This is a genomic window from Sulfurifustis variabilis (assembly GCF_002355415.1).
GTDB lineage: Bacteria > Pseudomonadota > Gammaproteobacteria > Acidiferrobacterales > Sulfurifustaceae > Sulfurifustis > Sulfurifustis variabilis.
In genome coordinates, this window is record NZ_AP014936.1 from 268,525 (window position 1) to 288,553 (window position 20,029).

The 20,029-nt window shown below is 70.1% G+C and carries 25 protein-coding genes; 18 read left to right on the forward strand and 7 right to left on the reverse strand.

Translation table 11 applies throughout. The features are described 5' to 3' along the window. Positions 1–27: 27 nt before the first annotated feature. Positions 28–213 carry a hypothetical protein gene (locus SVA_RS01270; protein ID WP_096457666.1) on the reverse strand — a complete coding sequence of 62 codons (186 nt, stop codon included), beginning with the start codon at positions 211–213 and terminating at the stop codon, positions 28–30. 135 nt (positions 214–348) lie between these two features. Between SVA_RS01270 and SVA_RS01275 the strand changes: the two genes are divergently transcribed. Then, positions 349–753 carry a hypothetical protein gene (locus SVA_RS01275; protein ID WP_096457670.1) on the forward strand — a complete coding sequence of 135 codons (405 nt, stop codon included), beginning with the start codon at positions 349–351 and terminating at the stop codon, positions 751–753. Here the strand turns inward: SVA_RS01275 and SVA_RS01280 are convergent. Continuing rightward, on the reverse strand, positions 736–1,107 hold the full coding sequence (locus SVA_RS01280) for a type 1 pili tip component (RefSeq protein WP_096457673.1): 372 nt from the start codon (positions 1,105–1,107) through the stop codon (positions 736–738). The two genes, SVA_RS01275 and SVA_RS01280, sit on opposite strands and share 18 nt — an antisense overlap. 96 nt (positions 1,108–1,203) lie before the next feature. Between SVA_RS01280 and SVA_RS01285 the strand changes: the two genes are divergently transcribed. Together SVA_RS01285 and SVA_RS01290 are read left to right on the forward strand one after the other, a co-directional pair. Further along, a complete protein-coding gene (locus tag SVA_RS01285) occupies positions 1,204–2,169 on the forward strand; it encodes a 2Fe-2S iron-sulfur cluster-binding protein (protein WP_096457676.1) in 966 nt (321 codons plus the stop codon). Between the two features lie 101 nt (positions 2,170–2,270). After that, positions 2,271–4,601: a putative bifunctional diguanylate cyclase/phosphodiesterase gene (locus tag SVA_RS01290; RefSeq protein WP_096457679.1), complete on the forward strand. Its 2,331-nt coding sequence runs from the start codon at positions 2,271–2,273 to the stop codon at positions 4,599–4,601. Between the two features lie 55 nt (positions 4,602–4,656). Here SVA_RS01290 and SVA_RS01295 read toward each other — a convergent pair whose 3' ends face one another. Further along, a complete protein-coding gene (locus SVA_RS01295; protein WP_096457682.1) occupies positions 4,657–4,890 on the reverse strand; it encodes a hypothetical protein in 234 nt (77 codons plus the stop codon). Positions 4,891–5,015: 125 nt separating this feature from the next. Between SVA_RS01295 and mug the strand changes: the two genes are divergently transcribed. Further along, entirely contained in the window at positions 5,016–5,675 is a 660-nt protein-coding gene (gene mug / locus SVA_RS01300) for a G/U mismatch-specific DNA glycosylase (RefSeq protein WP_096462774.1), read from the forward strand. On the opposite strand, the gene SVA_RS01305 is transcribed toward mug, so the two are convergent. Then, entirely contained in the window at positions 5,662–6,192 is a 531-nt protein-coding gene (locus SVA_RS01305; protein WP_096457685.1) for a DsrE family protein, read from the reverse strand. The two genes, mug and SVA_RS01305, sit on opposite strands and share 14 nt — an antisense overlap. Before the next feature lie 321 nt (positions 6,193–6,513). On the opposite strand from SVA_RS01305, the gene SVA_RS01310 reads away from it, so the two are divergent. The 9 genes from SVA_RS01310 to SVA_RS01350 all read left to right on the forward strand — a co-directional run bounded on the left by SVA_RS01310 (position 6,514) and on the right by SVA_RS01350 (position 14,035). Beyond that, the gene (locus SVA_RS01310; RefSeq protein ID WP_096457688.1) at positions 6,514–7,182 is read left to right on the forward strand and encodes a class II aldolase/adducin family protein; all 669 of its coding nucleotides are present in this window, start codon (positions 6,514–6,516) and stop codon (positions 7,180–7,182) included. An 89-nt stretch (positions 7,183–7,271) separates the two neighbouring features. Next, positions 7,272–8,186 (forward strand): ABC transporter permease subunit, encoded by a 915-nt coding sequence (locus SVA_RS01315; RefSeq protein ID WP_096457691.1) that lies wholly within the window; start codon positions 7,272–7,274, stop codon positions 8,184–8,186. Continuing rightward, positions 8,187–9,467, forward strand: coding sequence for a high-affinity branched-chain amino acid ABC transporter permease LivM (gene livM, locus SVA_RS01320; protein ID WP_096457694.1), 1,281 nt, complete (start codon positions 8,187–8,189; stop codon positions 9,465–9,467). Between the two features lie 119 nt (positions 9,468–9,586). Next, complete coding sequence (locus SVA_RS01325; protein WP_096457699.1) at positions 9,587–10,471, forward strand: ABC transporter ATP-binding protein; 885 nt, start codon at positions 9,587–9,589, stop codon at positions 10,469–10,471. 5 nt (positions 10,472–10,476) lie between these two features. Next, complete coding sequence (locus SVA_RS01330; protein ID WP_169924200.1) at positions 10,477–11,202, forward strand: ABC transporter ATP-binding protein; 726 nt, start codon at positions 10,477–10,479, stop codon at positions 11,200–11,202. Then, positions 11,202–11,567, forward strand: coding sequence for a DUF6867 family protein (locus tag SVA_RS01335; RefSeq protein WP_096457705.1), 366 nt, complete (start codon positions 11,202–11,204; stop codon positions 11,565–11,567). Before SVA_RS01330 ends, SVA_RS01335 begins: the two co-directional genes overlap by 1 nt. Positions 11,568–11,607: 40 nt before the next feature. Next, positions 11,608–12,705 (forward strand): branched-chain amino acid ABC transporter substrate-binding protein, encoded by a 1,098-nt coding sequence (locus SVA_RS01340; RefSeq protein ID WP_096457708.1) that lies wholly within the window; start codon positions 11,608–11,610, stop codon positions 12,703–12,705. 2 nt (positions 12,706–12,707) lie between these two features. Then, the gene (locus tag SVA_RS01345) at positions 12,708–13,361 is read left to right on the forward strand and encodes an MOSC domain-containing protein (protein ID WP_096457711.1); all 654 of its coding nucleotides are present in this window, start codon (positions 12,708–12,710) and stop codon (positions 13,359–13,361) included. A 131-nt stretch (positions 13,362–13,492) separates the two neighbouring features. Next, entirely contained in the window at positions 13,493–14,035 is a 543-nt protein-coding gene (locus tag SVA_RS01350) for a TRAPPC13 family protein (protein ID WP_096457714.1), read from the forward strand. A 3-nt stretch (positions 14,036–14,038) separates the two neighbouring features. Here the strand turns inward: SVA_RS01350 and SVA_RS01355 are convergent, their stop codons facing one another. Next, complete coding sequence (locus SVA_RS01355) at positions 14,039–14,602, reverse strand: chalcone isomerase family protein (RefSeq protein ID WP_096457717.1); 564 nt, start codon at positions 14,600–14,602, stop codon at positions 14,039–14,041. Between the two features lie 58 nt (positions 14,603–14,660). Next, positions 14,661–15,350 (reverse strand): NnrU family protein, encoded by a 690-nt coding sequence (locus SVA_RS01360; RefSeq protein WP_096457720.1) that lies wholly within the window; start codon positions 15,348–15,350, stop codon positions 14,661–14,663. 168 nt (positions 15,351–15,518) lie between these two features. Between SVA_RS01360 and SVA_RS01365 the strand changes: the two genes are divergently transcribed. From SVA_RS01365 to SVA_RS01375, 3 genes are all read left to right on the forward strand, one after another. Further along, positions 15,519–15,911: a hypothetical protein gene (locus SVA_RS01365; protein WP_096457723.1), complete on the forward strand. Its 393-nt coding sequence runs from the start codon at positions 15,519–15,521 to the stop codon at positions 15,909–15,911. 93 nt (positions 15,912–16,004) lie between these two features. Beyond that, positions 16,005–16,481, forward strand: a complete 477-nt coding sequence (locus SVA_RS01370) for a GlcG/HbpS family heme-binding protein (RefSeq protein ID WP_096457726.1) — start codon at positions 16,005–16,007, stop codon at positions 16,479–16,481. A gap of 126 nt (positions 16,482–16,607) precedes the next feature. Beyond that, positions 16,608–16,928 (forward strand): TusE/DsrC/DsvC family sulfur relay protein, encoded by a 321-nt coding sequence (locus SVA_RS01375; protein WP_096457729.1) that lies wholly within the window; start codon positions 16,608–16,610, stop codon positions 16,926–16,928. A gap of 19 nt (positions 16,929–16,947) precedes the next feature. Here SVA_RS01375 and SVA_RS01380 read toward each other — a convergent pair whose 3' ends face one another. Further along, positions 16,948–18,072, reverse strand: a complete 1,125-nt coding sequence (locus SVA_RS01380; RefSeq protein WP_096457732.1) for a hypothetical protein — start codon at positions 18,070–18,072, stop codon at positions 16,948–16,950. Between the two features lie 125 nt (positions 18,073–18,197). Between SVA_RS01380 and SVA_RS01385 the strand changes: the two genes are divergently transcribed. Both SVA_RS01385 and SVA_RS01390 read left to right on the forward strand, forming a co-directional pair. Beyond that, positions 18,198–19,550 (forward strand): TrpB-like pyridoxal phosphate-dependent enzyme, encoded by a 1,353-nt coding sequence (locus SVA_RS01385; protein WP_096457735.1) that lies wholly within the window; start codon positions 18,198–18,200, stop codon positions 19,548–19,550. Positions 19,551–19,624: 74 nt separating this feature from the next. Continuing rightward, positions 19,625–19,951, forward strand: a complete 327-nt coding sequence (locus SVA_RS01390) for a TusE/DsrC/DsvC family sulfur relay protein (protein ID WP_096457738.1) — start codon at positions 19,625–19,627, stop codon at positions 19,949–19,951. Positions 19,952–20,029: the final 78 nt, after the last annotated feature.

The following is a 20,029-nucleotide window of genomic DNA, read 5'->3' on the forward strand; positions in this document are numbered from 1 at the left end:
GGGCTTTTTTTTGGCCGGGTCCGCCGATCAAGCGCCCGCGAGCAGCCGGCGGATGATCTGGAACGAGGCGAGCGCGAGCACCAGGATGATCCCGAAGAAGATCAGATCGCGGTGCTTGAAGCGCGCTCCGCGCGAACGCTCGACGCGGTCGAGCGCCCAGTGGGTGAAGAAGTAGAGTCCGGCCCCCACCAGCGTGAAGTAGACGATTTCCATCCCGAGAGCGTACCGCGCGGGCGCGCCGCGGCCACTTGATCGCGGTCAATCCGTGGCCGCTTCCCCCCTGGGTCCGTCGGTGATTGCTTCGGCTTTCCGCCGCGGCCGTGTCAACATCGCGCCGGGAGGTGGATCATGGAATACCCCAAGTGCGCCTTCGCCGCGCCGCTCGTCGCCGCCACGTTCGGCTGCGCGCGCGCCGAGGCCGTCACCCGCCGCGGCGGCCCGGATGTCGCCTGCCGCGCCGCGGAGAGCGGCCGGCGCTGCGCGGAGCTCTTCGAGCGCCTGAAAGCGGCATCGCTGCCCGCCTTCGGCGTGGAGGACGACCCGGAACGCATGCCGCACAGCGTGCTCGTCAAGATCCAGCATGGCGGACTGCTCGGCCTGCAGCGCCTGGTGGACGGAACGCCCGCCGACACCGTGAGCGACGTGGACGCCCTCGTCGGGCGGGCCGTCGCGCGCTACACGGGCCTCGAGGCGGTGCCGTGCGCGGACCTCGTCGCCGACATCACCGGCTACCGGCTACGGCGCCGCCGCTGAGTCACGCCGGGCGGCGGCGTCCTCCGCGGCCTTGCGCGCGAGCAGGCGCTCGTGCTTGCGCGTCAGGGCGACGAACCGCGGCGTGGGTCCGGCGTCCTCGTAGATCGGGTCGTTGTACTCGTCCTCGGCGACGATCCGCTCCCCCTGCACGTAAGGCAGGGCCGCCTCGAGCTCGTCCAGCGCCGCGGCCAGCAGATCCGTGATGAGATCGGCGGGCTCGCGCCCGGGATACATTTCGGCGAGCGCGTTCAGCCGGGCCGCGTCGCGTATCGGCAGGCGCACGGCGTACGCCTCGGCCGCGCGCGGCGCGCGGCCGTGCTGTTCCCACTCCTTGATCAGGTCTTTGATGCGCATCGGCGGGTCCCCCAATCGTTAGATGCGCTTTCGCCCGCGGGATTCAGGACGCCGGGGCTTGCCCGCGCCGCTCCGGGCCGATAAGTTCCAAAGGCTATGCCGGCCGAGGTGACACTGCTTCCGAGCGGTCATCGGTTCTCCGTGCAGGAGCACGACACGCTGCTCGAGGCCGCGCTGCGCGCCGGCCTCGCCCCCGACTACGGCTGCTCGAGCGGCAACTGCGGGTTGTGCAAGGCGCGCGTGATCTCCGGCATCGCCGAGCGCGTGCGCCCGCACGACTACGTGATGAGCGAGTCCGAGAAATCCGCCGGCTACATCCTCATGTGCGCGTGCGCCGCCCGCACCGACCTCGTGCTCGAGGCGGGCGAGGCGCGCGATCCCCGCGACATTCCGTTGCAGCACATCGCGGCCCGCGTGCGACGGGTGGAGCCGCTCTCCGAACGCGTCTCCCTGCTGCACGTGCAGACGCCGCGCACGCACCGGCTGCGGTTTCTCGCCGGGCAGTCGGTCCGGGTCACGCTCGGCGCGGCGCCGCCGCGCGAGCTTCCGATCGCGAGCTGCCCGTGCGACGACCGCAACCTGCAGTTCCACGTCGCCCGCGACGACTCGGATCCGTTCGCCCGCCACGTGCACGGGGAGCTCCGGAGCGGCGAGCTGGTGGCGATCGAAGGGCCGCGCGGCGACTTCACGCTTTCCGACGATCTGCCGTCCGAGATCGTGTTTCTCGCGTGGGGCACTGGCTTCGCGCCGGTGAAGAGCCTCGTCGAGCACGTCATGGCCCTCGACGAGGGGCACACGATGCGCCTCTACTGGATCGCGCAGGAGGGCGGCCACTACCTCGACAATCTCTGCCGCTCCTGGGCGGACGCGCTGGAGCGCTTCCGCTATGTCCCGATTTCCGGGCCTGAGGCGCACGCGCTCGACGGCGTGCTGGCCGCCGAGGGATCGCTCGCGGACAAGGCGGTCTACGCCGCGGGTCCGGCCACCGCGATCGCGTCGGCCCGCGAGCGTTTGGCGCGGGCCGGCCTGCCGTCGGCGCATTGGCGCGCGGCGGTGACGTGATGCCGTAGCCGCGCGGTCTGCGGGTGCTTCCTCGCGGGCCCCGCGGTCCGGCCGGCCGGCGCTGTGGTAGATTAGCCCGACTACACGGAGGTGCCCTTACCGTGCCGCGCACGGACCGCCCAGGCGCGCTGCTCGCCGCGCTTCGTTCGAAGCTGCCGCTGCCCCTTCAGGACGTGCGGCTGCGCATGCGCGCGGTATACGTCGTCATTCTCGCGCTCGGCGTGCTGTTCTCCGTGCTGGTCCTCGCCTACAGCGACCAGGTCCTGAACGCCTCGCGCCGCCTCGTTCGAACGGACCTGCCGGCGCTCAGCCAGATCGCCGCGCTCAAGCTCGAGGTGGTGCGCCAGGAGGCGGCGCTCTACGACTACTACGCGACCGGGGACCGGGAGCGCTTCCGCCGCGAGTACGGCGCGCGCGAGCAGACCATCCTCGCGCAGCTGCGGCTGCTCGCGCAGACGCCGGTCGGGCAGGCGCGCGCGGCGGGCCTGCGGGCGAGCTATGCGCGGCTCGACGCGCTCACCGACGAGCTCGACGGCATCCTGGCGCAGACGCCGGTCGACTGGTCGTCCGCGCACAAGGGCCTGCTGCGCGTCGGCGGACTGGTCCGCGACTTCAACGCGGAGCTCGACGTGCTCGCCGACCTGGTGCAGGCGCAGGTCATGGAGAGCGCCGACCTCACGGAGTCGACGGTGCTTCGGATGGGCCGCCTCGCGATCCTGTTCAGCATGGGCGTGTTCCTCATCGCGGTGCTCGTCGGCTACTACATCAAGGCCTACTTCCAGGAGAGCGTCGAGCGGCGGCGGCTCGCCGTGTTCGCGGAGCGCAACCCGAACCCGGTCATGCGGCTGTCGCTCGCCGGCGAGATCGTCTACGCGAACCCGGCGGCGCACGAGCTCGCGCGCCGCATGGGCGCCGAGACGCCGCGCGTCCTGCTGCCGGCCGACCTGCCCGCCCGGCTGCGCGACCTGAAGGACTCGCCGCAGCGCTACGAGGTCTGGCGCTACGAGCGGGAGGGCCGCACGATCGAGTGCGGCGTGCACTTCCTCCCCGATCTCGCCAGCTTCCACGCCTACGTCGCGGACGTGACCGAGCGGCGCCTCGCCGAGGAGAAGCTCGCGTATCACGCCTACCACCACCCGCTCACCGGATTGCCGAACCGCCGGATGTTCCAGGAGGTGGTGGAGCAGACGCTCGTCGCGCCCGAGCGGGGCGGCCTGCGCGCGGGGGTCTTCCTGCTCGGGCTCGACCGGTTCAAGGTCGTCATCGACACGCTCGGCCACGACGTCGGCGACCAGCTCCTCAAGGCGGTGGCCACCCGCTGGAAGGGCGTGCTCGGACGCGAGGCCGGGCGCGGCGCCACGCTCTACCACTTCGGCGGCGATCTCTTCGCGGTGCTCGCCCCCGGGCTGACCGGCGAGCAGGGGCCGGTCATGACCGCCGAAAAGCTGCTCGGTGCGCTCGCGCGGCCGCTCTACGTCGCCGGCCGCGAGTTCTTCGTGAGCGTTTCCGTCGGGGTGGCGGTCTTTCCCGTGGACGGCGACGACGCGATCACGCTGCTGCGCAAGGCGGACGCCGCGATGCACCGCGTGAAGCGACACGGCGGCCGCGGCTTCCAGCTCTACAAGCCCGAGATGAATGCGCTGGCGGAGCAGTGGATGGCGCTCGAGGGCTATCTGCGGCATGCGATCGACTACGGCGAGCTTCGCCTGCACTACCAGCCGCAGATCGATCTGCGCACGGGCCGCGTGACCGGGCTCGAGGCGCTGCTGCGCTGGGCGCACCCGCAGCGCGGTCTGCTCGCGCCGGGCGAGTTCATCGCCCTCGCGGAGGAGAGCGGCATGATCGCGCAGATCGGCGAATGGGCGCTGCGAGAGGCGTGCACCGACGCCCGGCGATGGCGCGAGCGCGGGCTCCTCAACGCGCCGGTCGCGGTGAACGTCTCCGGACGGCAGTTCCGCGCCGATCTCCCTGCGCTCGTCTCCTCGGTCCTGCAGGACACGCGGCTCGCGCCCGAGGCGCTCGAGATCGAGATCACGGAGAGCATCGCGATGCAGGACGTCGAGGGGACGGTCGCCATGCTCGACCGGCTCAAGGCCATGGGCGTGCGCATCGCGATCGACGACTTCGGCACCGGCTTTTCGTCGCTCGCCTACCTCAAGCGCTTCCCGCTCGACAAGCTCAAGCTGGACCAGTCCTTCATGCGCCACCTGACGACCGACGAGACCGACGCCGCGATCGCCCGCACGGTCGCGACCCTCGGTCACGCGCTGCGCCTGCGGGTGCTGGCCGAAGGCGTGGAGACGTCGGAGCAGCGGACGCGCCTCCTCAGCCTCGAGTACGACGAGGCGCAGGGCGCGCTCTACGGCCTGCCGATGGCCGCGGACGAAATCGAGGCGTGGCTCGGCCGCGGCAAGCGCCTCGCGCTCCCGTAGGAACGCCGTCTTCCTGCCGTGCGGGGTGTCCGGGCCGCGTGTCCGCCTCGACGGGTCAGAGCCCGAAGGCCGACGCGTGCACGCCGCGCGCGCGTAGTCGCTTCACCAGCTCCTCGCTGGAGACGCCCTCGGGGTCATAGGTCACGAGCAGGATGTGCCGGTCCTCCGGCGACAGGCACGCGCTGATCACGCTCGGCTCCCGCCGCACGGTTTCTTCGAGCCCCGTCAGCTGGTCGTCCGGGAGCGCGCTGTCGAGATGAATGGCAATGTCGGTGACGCGGTTGTCCATGATGCCTCCATGCCGTCCGGCCCCTCTCCCGGTTTGGACGAAGCGAAGGACCGGGGTTCCCGGGACCGGCGAGGCCCGTGTTAACCTCGCGCGCGATGGGTGCATCGAAGAAGGCGCGTGCCGCGATGGCCGCGAGCGCGACGCGCCGGCGACCGACGCCGGCGCAGCTGCGCGCGGCGCGCGACAAGCGGGTACCCGACGTCATCGCTCCGGACCTGAAGGTGCTCTTCGTCGGCATCAATCCGGGCCTCTACACCGCCGCCGTCGGACACCACTTCGCCCGGCCGGGCAACCGTTTCTGGCCCGCGCTCCATGCCGCGGGCTTCACCGACCGGCTGCTCTCGCCCTTCGACGAGCGCGAGCTGCTCGGCCGGGGCTACGGGATCACCAACGTGGTGAACCGCGCGACCGTCGCCGCGAGCGAGCTGTCCAGGGAGGAGCTGATCGCCGGGGCGGCCGGGCTGGAGGAGAAGGTGCGGCGCTATCGCCCGCGGATCGTCGCCATCCTCGGGCTCACGACGTACCGCGCGGCCTTCGTGCGGCCCGAGGCCCGGCTCGGTCCCCAGCCGGTGGATCTCGCCGGCGCGCGACTCTGGGTCCTGCCGAACCCGAGCGGGCTCAACGCGCACTTCAAGCCCGCCGATTTCGCCCGCGTGTTCCGCCGCCTTCGCCTGACGGCCGACCGCAAGCCGTCGCGGCGGGCCTCGCCGCCGGGGACGGCAAAAGAGGGACGCCGCGCGCGGCGTCCCTCTGCGAGGTCCGGGCCTCGCTCTACTTCTTCTTGAGCCGCGGCTGCTCGAGGTAGCGCACGTCCTTGACCGGCAGCGGAAGCGGGTTGATGTAGCGATAGCCCTGGGACTGGAGATGCGCGACCTCCGGGAAACCGGCGGGCACCACCGTGATGAATCCGTGCATGTCCCTGGCCTCGTAGCCGGCGGCGCGCATGGCGTTGTTGCACATCCGGAACTCCACGCCCGCCTCGGCCAGCTCGGCCATCTTCTGCACGATGCCCTGGTACTTCTCGTAGTTCTCTTTGGCGAACACACGCAGCTCCGGGCCGTGGGTCACGACCACCATCTTGCCCTTCAGCTCGCGCTCGGTGTTCTTCACGAAGTTGTAGAGGATGTTGAGTTGCTGCGGGTCCGCGTAGTTGACGTCGAACACCGCGTTGGTCGTCGGGTACTCGTGCATGTCGACCTTGGCCGTCCCGTACGGCGCGAAGTCGTCCTTGGCCGCGAGCGATACGAGCGGTACGGCGCAGAGCGCCGCGATCGACAGGGTGGTGCGAAGCGGGTGACGCATGTTGCCTGTTCCTCGTCGGTTCGTGGATGGGCCCCCGGAAGGGAAGGCCCGGCCGTTTGCCGCCGACCGGAGTCAGCATGAGCCGAAAACAGGTCGGCGGGCGCTTCATTATACGGGCGCGTTTCCCCGGGCCCGCCGCGTCCCCGCCGGTCGCAAAAAAAGAGGAACCGCGAGGGGTTCCTCGAACAGGGAGGGGGTAGTCGCGGCAATCGGGGACGGCCCGTTGCGCCGCGGGTAGTATGCTTGCGCCGTCCGGGCGCGTATGTCGCCCGGACGACATCGTCTTGAACGGGCGCGGGCGGGGCCGCACGGGAGCGGGACATGAGCGAACGCGAAGGCGTCACCAAATTCGACCTCGAGTACCGGCCGTCGGCCGCGCTTTCCCGCGCGACGATCGCCGAGCTGGACGGCTGGCGAACGATCCTGCACCGGCTCGGGCTGATCGGGCTGGATCCGGCGCGTTACGGCGGCGTCGGTTACGGCAACGTCAGCATGCGCCTGCCTCCTTTCGAGGCCCCCCGGGGCGCGCGCCGCTTCGCGATCTCCGGCACGCAGACCGGCGGACGGGCGGTGCTCGAGCCCGGACACTACGCCGTCGTCACCGCCTACGCGCCCGCCGGGAACCGCGTGGTGGCCGAAGGGCCGATCGCTCCCTCTTCCGAATCGCTTACGCACGCCATGCTCTACGATCTCGATCCGCGCCTGCGCTTCGTCTTTCACGCGCACGCGCCGGAGATCTGGCGCTCGGCGGCGCGGCTGGGGCTGCCGATCAGCGATCCCGCCGCGCCGTACGGGACACCGGCGATGGCCGAAGCCGTGCGCGCGCTTCACGCGCGCGGCGCGCTCCCCGTCCCCGGTCTCTTCGCGATGGGCGGTCACGAGGACGGTGTCGTCGCCATCGCCGAACGCGCGGAGGAGGCCGGCCTGGTGCTGATTCGCGCGCTCGCACGGGCGCTCACCGGTGAGGCGAGGGCCGGCGAAGTCGTGTAAGCTTTCGGCAGCCACCCACCGCCCCAGACCCGATGAACAAACGGCGGGCCCGCACCTCCCCGCGCCCTGTCCGCACGCGCCGCTGAGCGATGGCCTACTTCCTCCAGCAGCTCATCAACGGCGTCACGCTCGGCATGATCTACGGGCTGATCGCGCTCGGCTACACGATGGTGTACGGCATCATCGGGATGATCAACTTCGCGCACGGCGAGATCTACACGATCGGCGCCTTCATCGCCGTGATCGCGTTCACGCTGCTCGGGCCGCTGGCCTCCGCGCCGCTCGCCATCGTCGCCGTGCTCCTCGCCGCCATGCTGTTCACGGCGATGTACGGCTGGACGCTCGAGCGCCTCGCCTACCGTCCGCTGCGTCGCCAGGCGGCGCCGCGGCTCGCCCCGCTCATCTCCGCCATCGGCATGTCGATCCTGCTGCAGAACTACGTGCAGCTCACGCAGGGCGCGCGCGTGAAGCCCCTGCAGCCCGTGGTGCGCGGGGGCTTCACGGTGTTCGAGGAGGGCGGGTTTCTCGTGCAGATGAGCTACGTGCAGATCCTGATCTGGGTGCTCACGCTCGCGCTCATGGCGGGGTTCGCGCTCCTGATCGCGCGCACGCGCCTCGGGCGCGCGCAGCGCAGCTGCGAGCAGGACATCCGCATGGCCGAGCTCTGCGGGATCGACGTGAACCGCACGATCTCGCTCACCTTCGTGCTCGGCGCCGCGCTCGCCGCTGTCGCCGGTCTCATGGTCACGCTGTACTACGGCGTGGTCGACTTCTTCATCGGCTTTCTCGCGGGCATCAAGGCGTTCACCGCCGCGGTCCTCGGCGGCATCGGCTCGCTGCCGGGCGCGATGCTCGGGGGCCTCATCCTCGGGCTCGTCGAGTCGTTCTGGTCCGCGTACTTCTCGATCGAGTACAAGGACGTGGCCGCCTTCGCGATCCTCGTGCTGGTGCTGATCTTCCGCCCGACGGGCCTGCTCGGGCGGCCCGAGGTGGAGAAGGTGTAGGTGACGGACCGTCTGGACTGGCCCGCCCGGCTGAAGGACGCCGGGCTCGCCGCCGGCGTCGCGTTCCTGCTCGCGCTGCCGCTGGTGGGTCTGCGCGCCGCGGACGATCCACAGGGTCTGCGCATCGAGACGCGCTTCGACTGGGTGGCGATCGGCGTCGCCGCGGTGTTCGTCGGCCGGCTGGCTCTCGGTCTGCTCGGCGGCCTGCACGGCGGACGCGTTTTCGGTGCCGCCGCGGGCCGGATCGGCGCCGCCGCGAAGCCCTGGCTCGGCCTGCTCGCCTGGGCCGCCATCGGCTTCGCGGCGGTCCTGCCGTTCCTGCCCTTCGCCTCGCGCTACGTGATCGACGTCGCGACCACGATCCTGATCTACGTGATGCTCGGCTGGGGGCTCAACATCGTCGTCGGGCTCGCGGGGCTCCTGGACCTCGGCTACGTCGCGTTCTACGCGGTCGGCGCCTACAGCTTCGCGCTGCTCGCGACCCACTTCGACCTCACGTTCTGGGAGTGTCTGCCGCTCGCCGGGGCCTTCGCCGCGGCTGCCGGCGTCGTGCTCGGCTTCCCGGTGCTGCGGCTGCGCGGCGACTACCTCGCGATCGTCACGCTCGGCTTCGGCGAGATCGTGCGCGTCGTGCTGCTCAACTGGCACGAGGTGACGGGGGGACCGAACGGCGTTGCCGGCATCCCGCGCCCGTCGTTCTTCGGCTTCCCGTTCACGGCCAGCCCCGACGAGGGAACGATCGCGTTTCACCAGCTTCTCGGCATCGACTACGCCGCGAGCCACCGCGTGATGTTCCTCTACTTCGTGATCCTCGCGCTCGCGCTCCTCACCAACCTCTTCACGCTGCGCATCCGCCGCCTGCCCGTGGGGCGCGGCTGGGAGGCGCTGCGCGAGGACGAGGTCGCGTGCCGCGCGCTCGGCATCAATCCGCGCAACACCAAGCTCACGGCCTTCGGCATCGGCGCGATGTTCGGCGGCTTCGCCGGCGCCTTCTTCGCGACGCGCCAGGGGTTCATCAGCCCGGAGAGCTTCACCTTCATCGAGTCGGCCACGATTCTCGCGATCGTCGTGCTCGGCGGGATGGGCAGCCAGATCGGCGTCGTGATCGCCGCGGTGCTGCTCGTCCTCCTGCCCGAGCTCGGCCGCGAGTTCGCGCAGTTCCGCATGCTCCTTTTCGGCGCCGCCATGGTCCTCATCATGGCCTGGCGCCCGAGGGGGCTGCTGGCCTGGCGGGAGCCGACGATTCGTTTAGACGTAAGATCGGAAGTCGGGAGATCGTGATGAACGTGAAGTCGTTAGTCGTGAGGTCGTGAGATGGACGTAACGACCGCGAGATCGTCAGTCGGGAGGTCGTGAGATGGACGCAACGGCCGTGAGATCGTTAGTCGCGAGAACGTGAGATGGAAAAGGATTCTTCCACCTCCCGCCCTCACGACCTCGCGCCCTCACGTGCTCTCCTGACCGTGGAACACTTGACCATGCGCTTCGGCGGCCTTACCGCCATCGACGACCTGTCGTTCGTCGCGAGGCGGCGCGAGATCACCGCGCTCATCGGGCCGAACGGCGCGGGCAAGACGACGGTGTTCAACTGCCTCACGGGCTTTTACCGCCCGAGCGTCGGGCGCCTCACGCTGGCGACCGAGGACGGGCCGCTCTACCTCGAGCGTCTCGAGGACTACCGGATCGCGCGCGCCGGCGTGGCGCGCACGTTCCAGAATATCCGCCTGTTTCCGGCGATGTCGGTGCTCGAGAACCTGATCGTCGCGCAGCACAACCGGCTCATGCGCGCATCGCTCTACACCGTCGGCGGGCTGCTCGGGCTCGCGGGCTACCGCCGGGCGGAGCGCGAGGCGATCGAGCACGCGCGCGGCTGGCTCGATCGCGTGGGCCTCGCCGCGCGCGCGGACGACGATGCCGGCAGCCTGCCGTACGGCGACCAGCGCCGACTCGAGATCGCCCGCGCGATGTGCACCCGGCCGCGGCTCCTCTGCCTCGACGAGCCGGCCGCGGGCCTCAATCCGCACGAGTCGGCCGAGCTCGCCGGCCTGCTCCGCGACATCCGCGACCGGGAGGGCATCGGCATCCTGCTCATCGAGCACGACATGAGCGTCGTGATGGGCATCTCCGACCACGTGATCGTGCTCGACTACGGGCGCAAGATCGCCGACGGCGCCGCCGCGGCCGTGCGCGAGGATCCCGCGGTCATCAAGGCGTACCTCGGCGAAGCGGAGGACGAGGCGCTTCCGCCCGAAGTGGCGAGCGATCTCGGCGGGAAACGGGGATGAGCGCGCTGCTGCTGCTTCAGGGCGTGCACGCCCACTACGGCCGGATCGAGGCCCTGAAGGGCATCGACGTCGTGGTGCACCGCGGCGAGATCGTGACGCTCATCGGCGCGAACGGCGCCGGCAAGTCGACGCTGCTCATGACCGTCTGCGGCAAACCGCCGGCGTCGCGCGGCCGCGTGATGTTCGACGGCGAGGACATCACGCACGTCCCCACGTACGAGATCGTGCGGCGCGGCATCGCGCAGTCGCCGGAAGGCCGTCGCATCTTTCCGCGCATGTCGGTGCTCGAGAACCTGCAGATGGGCGCCACGACCGCCGACCCGGGTCGCTTCGCCGAGGATCTGGAGCGCGTGTACGGGCTCTTCCCGGTGCTGAAGGAACGCCACGCCCAGCGCGGCGGCACGCTCTCGGGCGGGGAGCAGCAGATGCTCGCCATTGCGCGCGCGCTCATGGCGCGGCCGCGGCTGCTGCTGCTCGACGAGCCGTCGCTCGGGCTCGCCCCGCTCGTCATTCGCCAGATCTTCCGCGTCGTGCGCGAGATCAACGCGCAGGGCACGACCGTGCTCCTCGTCGAGCAGGACGCCTTCCATGGGCTGAAGCTCGCCCATCGCGCCTACGTCCTCGCCGCGGGGCGGATCGTGCTTTCGGGCACGGGCGGGGAGCTGCTCGCCAACCCCGAGGTGCGCGCGGCGTACCTCGAGGGAGGCCGGCGGGAGGTCGAGCCACGCTGATGGAGGAGTGGCTCGGCATCGCGGTTCCGGCCTACGCCGGCCTGCTCGCGCTCTTCGGGCTTCCCGCCTTCCTGACCGGGCAGGCGGCGGCGCGGCAGTGGCGCGGCCCCGCGCAGGCCCTCGGCTACGCGGCGCTGCTCGCGCTCGCCGCCCGCTTCCTGATCTACGCGCTGTTCGAGGGCCGGCTCGTCAGCGCGACCGGCTTCGCCACCGACCTCGCGTTTCTCGCCGCCGTCGCGCTCGTCGCCCATCGCGTCACGCACGTCCGGTGCGTGCTCGCGCAGTATCCCTGGCTCTACGAGCGGGCCGGACCGTTCGGCTATCGGGCGCGGGGCGCTATTGGCGGGGGACCGGACCCTACCTAATATAGGTCGCCGACCCGGACTTCCCAGGAGACACCGAACAATGACAACGCTCGCTCGACTCTTCGCCGCGGCCCTCGCCGCTCTCGCGACGGCCGCCGCCGCCGACATCCGCATCGCGGTCGTCGGTCCCATGACCGGTCAGTACGCCGCCTTCGGCGAGCAGATGCGACGCGGGGCCGAGATGGCCGTGGCCGACATCAACGCGAAGGGCGGCGTACTCGGGCAGAAGCTCGTGCTCGAGGTCGGCGACGACGCGTGCGATCCCAAGCAGGCGGTGGCGGTCGCGAACCAGATGGCGAACAAGGGTGTCGTGTTCGTCGACGGGCACTTCTGCTCGGGCTCCTCGATCCCCGCCTCGAACGTCTACGCCGAGGAGGGAATGCTGCAGATCTCGCCCGGCTCCACGAACCCCCAGCTCACCGAGCGGGGCCTGAAGACCGTGTTCCGCACCTGCGGGCGCGACGACCAGCAGGGTGCGGTTGCGGGCGAGCACATCGCGAAGCAGTACAAGGGCAAGCGGATCGCGATCCTGCACGACAAGACCGCCTATGGGCGCGGCCTCGCCGACGAGACCCGGAAGACGCTGAACAAGCTCGGTATCAGGGAAACGCTGTTCGAAGCCTACACGGCCGGCGAGCGCGACTACTCGGCGCTCGTGAGCAAGCTCAAGAGCGCGAACATCGATCTGATCTACGTCGGCGGCTACCACACCGAGGCCGGCCTCATCGTGCGGCAGGCGCGCGCGCAGGGCCTGAAGGCCCCCCTCATGTCGGGCGATGCGCTCATGACCGACGAGTACTGGGCGATCACCGGGCCGGCGGGCGAAGGCACGCTCATGACGTTCAGCCCCGATCCGGCGCGCAACCCGATCGCCAGGCCCGTCGTCGAGAAGTTCCTCAAGGAGGGCTACAAGCCCGAGGGCTACACGCTCTACTCCTACGGCGCGATCCAGGCCTGGGTGCAGGCGGCCGAAAAGGCGAAGAGCCCGAAGGCCGATGCCGTCGCGAAGGCCCTGAAGAGCGGCAAGTTCGACACCGTGCTCGGACCCATCGGCTTCGACGCCAAGGGCGACGTCACCGCGCCCGGCTACGTGGTCTACGTCTGGCAGAAGGGCAAGTACGACTACGTGAGGAACTGAGGGTGCGCGTCGTTTCGCTCAACGTCGGCCGGCCGCGCGCCGTGCCGCACGAGGGACGCGAGGTGCTCACCGGGATCTACAAGGACCCGGTGAGCGGCCGCCGCGCGGTCCGCCGCCTCAACATCGACGGCGACGGCCAAGCCGACCTCCGGGTGCACGGCGGCGCGGACAAGGCGGTGTACCTCTACCCGCTCGAGCACTACGCCTACTGGGCGGCCGAGCTCGGCGTCGGCCTCTTCCCCCACGGCCAGTTCGGCGAAAACCTGACTACCGAAGGGCTGCTCGAGGAGGCGGTGTGCATCGGCGACGTGTTCCGCGTCGGCACGACGCTGCTCGAGGTCAGTCAGCCGCGCTCGCCGTGCTACAAGCTCGGCATCCGCATGGGCGACGCCGGATTCCCGGCGCGCTTCACCGCCAGCAGGCGCATCGGCTTTTACCTTCGGGTGCTCCAGGAAGGCGAGCTCGCCGCGGGTAACGCCATCGAGCGCGTGTCGCGGGGCGAGGGCGAGCTGACCGTCGCCGACGTCTTCGCACTGCGCCACGTCGCGTCGGGGGACCCGGAACGGTGGCGCCGCGCCCTGGCCGTGCCGGCGCTCGCCGACAGCTGGCGCCGGCACTTCGAGCAGCGCCTCGCGGTATCGAACCGGGGCGGCTAGTCGGGAGTCTTTTCTTCCTCTTGCCGTGCCCGCCGACTCTCTGCCCCGTCCCGTTGACGCCACGCGGGGAGGTCAAGACAATACGCCGGCTTCAAGCCATCGCGCTGAAAACAAGAAAGGGAGGGGGGTATATGCACAAGTCGTTACGCCGGTTCGTTCCGCTCGTCTGTCTGCTGTTCCTGCCGACAACCGCCCAATCGGCTTTTGTCTGGCACTTCACCAATTCGGGTCTCAGCTACTCGCCCACGGACACGATCTTTCTCGAGGCGCAGATAACGAACACCGGTTCCGAGGCGATCGTCATCGATCTCAACATCGGCTCATTCGGACAGGGCCTGACGTACGGTTCGTTTCCGAATGACGCTTTCCCGGGCCCCGGGGACTACGAGTTGTTCTTTACCGCGTACGACGAGCTGGTCGACGCCACCCTGCTTCCGGGCGAGAGCACCGACTTCCTGTTCGGCTTCTTCACGCCGGTCACGTCCGTGGCGCCCGGCGTCTACGAGACGCTGGGCGCGGATCTGCAGATCAACGGATGGAGCGAAGCCGAGGCGAACGGGGGTCGTTTCGTCGCCACGGTCGTACCCGTACCCCCCGCGTTCTGGCTCTTCGCCTCGGGCATCGTGGGTCTGGTATCGCTCTCGCGCGGCGGCCGGTCTGGCGCGCAGAGCTGAGCGTCATCCTCCGAGCATCGCCCGTTTCAGACCGGAGTCCGCGGGTTTCTCGCCGAGCCAGATCCTGAGCAGGGCCTGCTGGAAATCCGCGCCCGGAATCGTGCCCAGCGCCTGATCGTTCACGGCGACGCGCGTCGTGCCGTCGGCGAGCAGGTCGAGGCGGATCGTGTCTCCCTTGCGGACCGCCGGGAAGAGGACGTTGAACTGCGCGATGCGTTCGTCGAGCCGGTCGAGCGCGTCGCCGGCGGTGTTCGCCCTGAAGCCGTCGTTCCATGCCTCGACGAGTTTTTCGGCCGAGACTTCCTTGTAGAGAAAGTGCAGGCGGACGCTTTTCGGCGGCGCCTGCTCGATGGCCACCGCCGCGTTCCCGGCCCGTTGCTTCAGGTACAGGGCGCCCACGTACACCTTGACGAAGAATCGCGTTCGCACGCCGGCGCCGTTCAGCGCCAGCTTCTCTCCCTGCACCTCGACGGCGTCGGGCACCTGAACCCCTGCGGCTTCCCTGGCCTCGGCGATCGGCGGCAGGAGCACGAGCAACGCGACCAGCGAAAGAAAAAGACGCTTCATGGCATGGACCTCTCTTTCTTGTGATTCTCGAACAAGCTCGGCACCCAGCGGCGCTCTTCTATCCCGGCAGCGGCGAGACACCGAAGAGCCACCGGTGCAGGTAGAGGACCACCAGAAACGCCGCGAGGCCGATCGCGACCGGGAACGCGAAGTCGCGGACCGCGAACGAAGCGCGGCCGGCGAAAGCCGCGGCGAGCGGCACATTCGACGTCGCGCGCCCGAGGCGCGCGAAGCCGTCCGGGTATCGCCGCGCGAGCTTCGCGTCGAGCACGAAGGTCCCGGGCAGGGCGAGGAGCAGGATGCCGCCGAAGAGGATCAGCGAGGCGGCGTCGCCATTGGCCGGAATGTGGGCGATCGCCCAGAGCGTCGTCGCCCAGAGGAAGGGGTGGCGCGTGACGGCGAAGAAACCGGGCGGGCGGTCCTTCGCGCGCGCGAGGGCGCCGACCGAGGTCGGGTTGTCCGGTCGAAGGGCTCCGGCGAGCAGGACGAAGGCGATCGGCATTAACAGGAGCGGAACATAGCGCGCCCAGCCGGGCGCCGCCCAGAGCGGCGCGTGCGGCGCGCGGACGTAGCTCAGGACCAGCCAGGCGAAGGCCGCAAGCATGACGATCGAGTACGCGCCGAGGAAGCGGGGTTCGCCGAGCCGCGCGACCAGCCGTTTGCGCACCGGTTCGGCGGAGAGCAGGAAGTGCCCGCCCGTGAACACGAGCGCCGCGAGTAACAGCTCGGTCAGGCTTCGGGTGAACATCGGCGTCGCCGCCCATCCTACCACCGGCTCGACAAAGGGCGCAGGGCGTTCGCTGGCTTGGAGAATCCTCTAAGGTGTGTCGCCGGCAACGCCACATGCCCGGTGCTCTCCAATGAGTGTCGTTTCCGGTTGGGGAGCACGTCGGGTATTGGGGGGCGACGGAGCGCGGTGGCATTCCACTTCCAGTTCGATCTCGAATCCGGCATGGTGACCGTAATCGCCCGCGGCAGCACGGATTTCGCCGGCAACCAGCGGGCGATCGTCGCGCTCATGGAACATCCGGAGTTCCAGGCGGTGTCGTGCGTACTCTGCGACTTCCGCCAGTTCGAATACGTCCCGACGGCCGAGGATTGCCTCACCTTCGGCCGCCTGCTGGCCTCGACCGACTCTTACCGCGGGCGCCGTCTCGCCTACGTCGTCGCGTCGGCGGCGCATCTGCACGCAGCGCGGACGGTGGCCATCGTCGGCAACGCCTGGGGAATGGAGATCGAGGTTTTTCAGTCTCCGGAGGCGGCGCGCCGGTGGTTGCTGGCCGGGCGCGCGCCCTGGGCGTCGAACTGAACGCAGAGTCCCGGACGCGTCTACCGCGATGTGCCGCCGCCGACGACTCGGCGGTATCCTTGGCGTCCCTTCCCACGGACCCGCGGAGGTGTCATGAGACCGTATCTTCGCCCCCTGCTCACTCTCGGCTTCGTTTTCGGCATGGCGCCCGCCGGCGCCGCCGACGGCCCGCGGCTCACCACCGAGGTCGTTCAGCGCGTGATCGCGGCGGCGGTCGCGCGCGCAGGCGCCATCAAGGTGCCGATGGGCATCAGCGTGGTGGACGCGGGCGGGAACCTGGTCGGGTTCGTCAAGATGGAAGGCGCGTTCGTGCACACCCATCACACGTCTTTCGCGAAGGCCTACACGGCTGCATCCGTACGCCGTCCGACCCACGAGACGGGAATCCCCGCCCCCATCCTCAGCGAGCTGGGCGCGGTGACGCAGGGGCGCCTCACCGGCCTTCCCGGCGGATATCCCCTGGTGCTCGACGGCCGGGTGATCGGCGGCATCGGCGTCGGCGGCGGCAACGCCGAGCAGGACATGGACGTGGCCAGGGCGGGGGCTGCCGCCTCGGCGCCGCCCCGCTAGGGGCGTTCCGCCGCGGAACGGTCGGCAGCCACCGCTCAAGCCACTACTTTATTGACCGGTATCAACGTTCCGCTTTCGCGGGACGCCTAGGCTTGCGCTCGAAATTCCCATGTCAGGAGGTTGTCCATGGGCACTCAGCGCCTGCCGGAGTTCGACGAAGACGGTCTGCTCAAGTACCCCGGTCAGTGGAGCCAGTCGGTCGCCCGGGCCATTGCGCAGACCGACGGCATCGGCGAGCTCACCGAGGAGCATTGGGGCGTGATCAACCGGATGCGAACGGAGTACATGCTGTTCGGCACGGTGCTGTCCGTGCGCCGGTTGTCGCTCGGCGAGGAGCGGGAGAAGCGCCACGTGCACGAGCTCTTTCAGTCGTATCTCGAGGCCTGGCGCCTGTCGGGTCTGCCGAACCCCGGCGGACCGGCGCGCCGCTATCTGGAGCGCGCCTAGGGGCCGGCCGACAGCGCCGTCAGCCGGGCCGTCGAAGCGCGGCGAGCGCCTGGACGAGGAAGACCGCGAGCGTCGCGGCCGCGAGCCAGGCGGCCCACCGCAGATCGGCCAGCCAGAGCACTCCCGCCCCGACGAAAACCGCGCCGCGCAGCGCGGCGCCGCGGGCGAGCACGGCGCGCCCGCGCGCCTGCTCGGCCAGCGGTGCACCCGGGCGCGACCACAGCGGCAGGAGATGCGTGACCGCGCCGGTCACGAGCGGGAACAGGAAGGCGAGAAAGAAAAAACCGAGCGCGCCCTGTGCCGGCACGATCGCGAGCGCGTGCAGCCCGCCCGCGACCAGCAGCAGCGCGAATCCGAGGAGCGCCAGACTCAGTGAGGCGGCGGCGCTGTTCGCCGCGAACGCCCGTGCGCGGCGTCGAAGCGTCGCCGCGCCGAGACCGACGACCGGCACGAGCCACAGCACGAGCCCGACGAGGCCGAGCGGCGCCCACCACGCGGCGCCGACCGACGCGAGCAGCGTACCCCCGAGCGCGTACTTGAGGTCGCGCGCGAGCCGCACGGAGGCGTGCTCGTCGCGATACTCGCCGGCCGTCGGCAGCAGCACCTGCAGCGTCCCGATGGCGGTCAGACCGACGAAGCCGAGCAGATTGAGGTGCAGGTGCAGGCGGCGCGCGGGAAGCCACGCCGAGGGCCAGGCCCAGGTCGCGAGCACGGCGAGGAGCGCCAGCGCCAGGCAGCCGAGCGCGGCGAGATACCACGCGAGTCCGGGATGCGCGCCGCCGATCGCGCGCCGGGACTCGCCGTGCATCCAGAACGCCAGCGTCGCGACCACAGCGAGCGCGAGCGCCGCGGCGAGGTGGACGAGCCGCAGCCAGTGGACGAGCCCGGCGACCACGAGCAGCCCGGCGACGAGGGCTGCCAGCGGAAGCAGCCGTATCGCGCCGCGTGCGGGGCGTGCGCGCGTGAGCACCGGCGTGAACCAGGTCATGGCGCCGAGGATCAGCGGCAGGAGAGCGACGGCGAGGACGAGATGCGCGCCGGCGGCGGTGAGGCCGCGGTTGCCGAGATAGAGCGCGGCGGCCGCGAACGCGAGGAGCGCGAGGACGGCGAGGAAGAGGAGCAGGCGGTTCGCGGGCGGCGGCACGGCGCATGACCTTATCGCGCGCGCCGGGCGCAAACAACGACCCGTTTGACCCTCCGCATTGACCCCCCGTGCACTTCGTAGTTAAGTACCCCGGCATCGTTGCCCGCGGCAGGACCGGAGCGCCCATGTCCCAGACCAAGATCGTGCTCGAGGAGTCGGAAATTCCGACGCACTGGTACAACGTCGTCGCCGACATGCCGAACAGGCCGGCGCCGCCGCTCGGACCCGACGGCAAACCGATCCCGCCGCAGGCGCTCGGCGCGATCTTCCCCGAGGCCCTCATCCTGCAGGAGGTGAGCGGCGAGCGCTGGATCCCGATCCCCGAGCCGGTGCGCGAAGCCTACCGCTTGTGGCGCCCGAGCCCGCTCTACCGCGCGCGGCGGCTCGAGCAGGCGCTCGGGACGCCGGCGAAGATCTATTACAAGTACGAAGGCGTGAGCGCGGCGGGCTCGCACAAGCCGAACACCGCGGTGGCGCAGGCCTACTACAACAAGGAGGCCGGCATCACGCGCCTGTCGACCGAGACCGGCGCCGGCCAGTGGGGGTCCTCGCTCGCGCTCGCGGGCCAGCTCTTCGGCCTCGCGGTGCGCGTCTACATGGTCAAGGTGAGCTACGAGCAGAAACCGTTTCGCCGCTCGATGATGCAGACCTGGGGCGCGGAAGTCTACGCGAGCCCGACCGACCGGACCGAATCCGGCCGCAAGATCCTCGCCGCGGATCCCGCGTCGCCGGGATCGCTCGGCATCGCGATCTCCGAGGCCGTGGAAGAAGCGGCCTCGCGCAAGGACACGAACTACAGCCTCGGCAGCGTACTCAACCACGTGCTGCTCCACCAGACGATCATCGGGCAGGAAGCGAAGAAGCAGCTCGAGAAGGTCGGCGACTACCCGGACGTCGTCATCGCCTCGTGCGGCGGCGGCTCGAACTTCGGCGGCATCGCGTTTCCGTTCTTCGCCGACAAGGCCGCGGGCAGGCGCGTGCGCCTCGTTGCGGTCGAGCCGACCTCGTGCCCGACGCTGACCAAAGGGAAGTACGCCTACGACTTCGGGGACACCGTCGGCCTCACGCCGCTCATGCTGATGTACACCCTCGGTCATGATTTCATGCCGCCCGGCATCCACGCGGGCGGGTTGCGCTACCACGGCGATTCGCCGCTCGTCTCGCAGCTGTACCACGAGAAGTTGATCGAGGCCGTCGCCGTCCCGCAGCTCGCGACCTTCGAGGCGGGGGTCGCGTTTGCGCGCGCCGAGGGCATCATCCCGGCGCCCGAGTCGAACCACGCCGTGCGCGTCGCGATCGACGAGGCGCTCGCGGCGAAGAGGACCGGCGAGCCGAAGACGATCCTCTTCAACCTCTCCGGCCACGGCCACTTCGACATGGCCGCGTACGACCGCTACTTCGCCGGCGAGCTCGAGGATTACGAATATCCGAAGGAGGCCATCGAACGCTCGATGCAGCGTCTGCCGAAGGTGGGCTGAGCGTCGGATGCTTTCCACGGCGGCCGCGTGGGCTTGGCGGACAACCTTCGCGGTGCGCCGGGCTCAAAGGACGCATGGAGCCCCGTGCACCGGAAAGATTTCCGCGCGTCGACGCCGACGGGCACCTGCACAACCCGGGCGAGTGGAACGCCGCCGTGGCGGACGAGCTGGCGCGGCGGCGCGGCATCGCGCTCACACCCGCACACTGGGTGGTCCTCGATGCCCTGCGCGAGTACTACTTTCATTTCGGCTCGGTGCCGAGCGTGGATTCCATCTGCCGGTTCTTTGGAGACAGGCGCGAGCACGTGCGAGGGCTTTTTGGCACCTGTCTGGACGCCTGGCTCATTGCCGGCCTGCCGAATCCGGGTGACGTGGAGCGCGCCCGCCTGCGGCTGATGTGAGATCGAACGACCGAAGGCAGCGGATGGGCGAACGAACGTGAGGCGCGGCAAGAACCGGTGCGCGCTTGACAGCGTCGC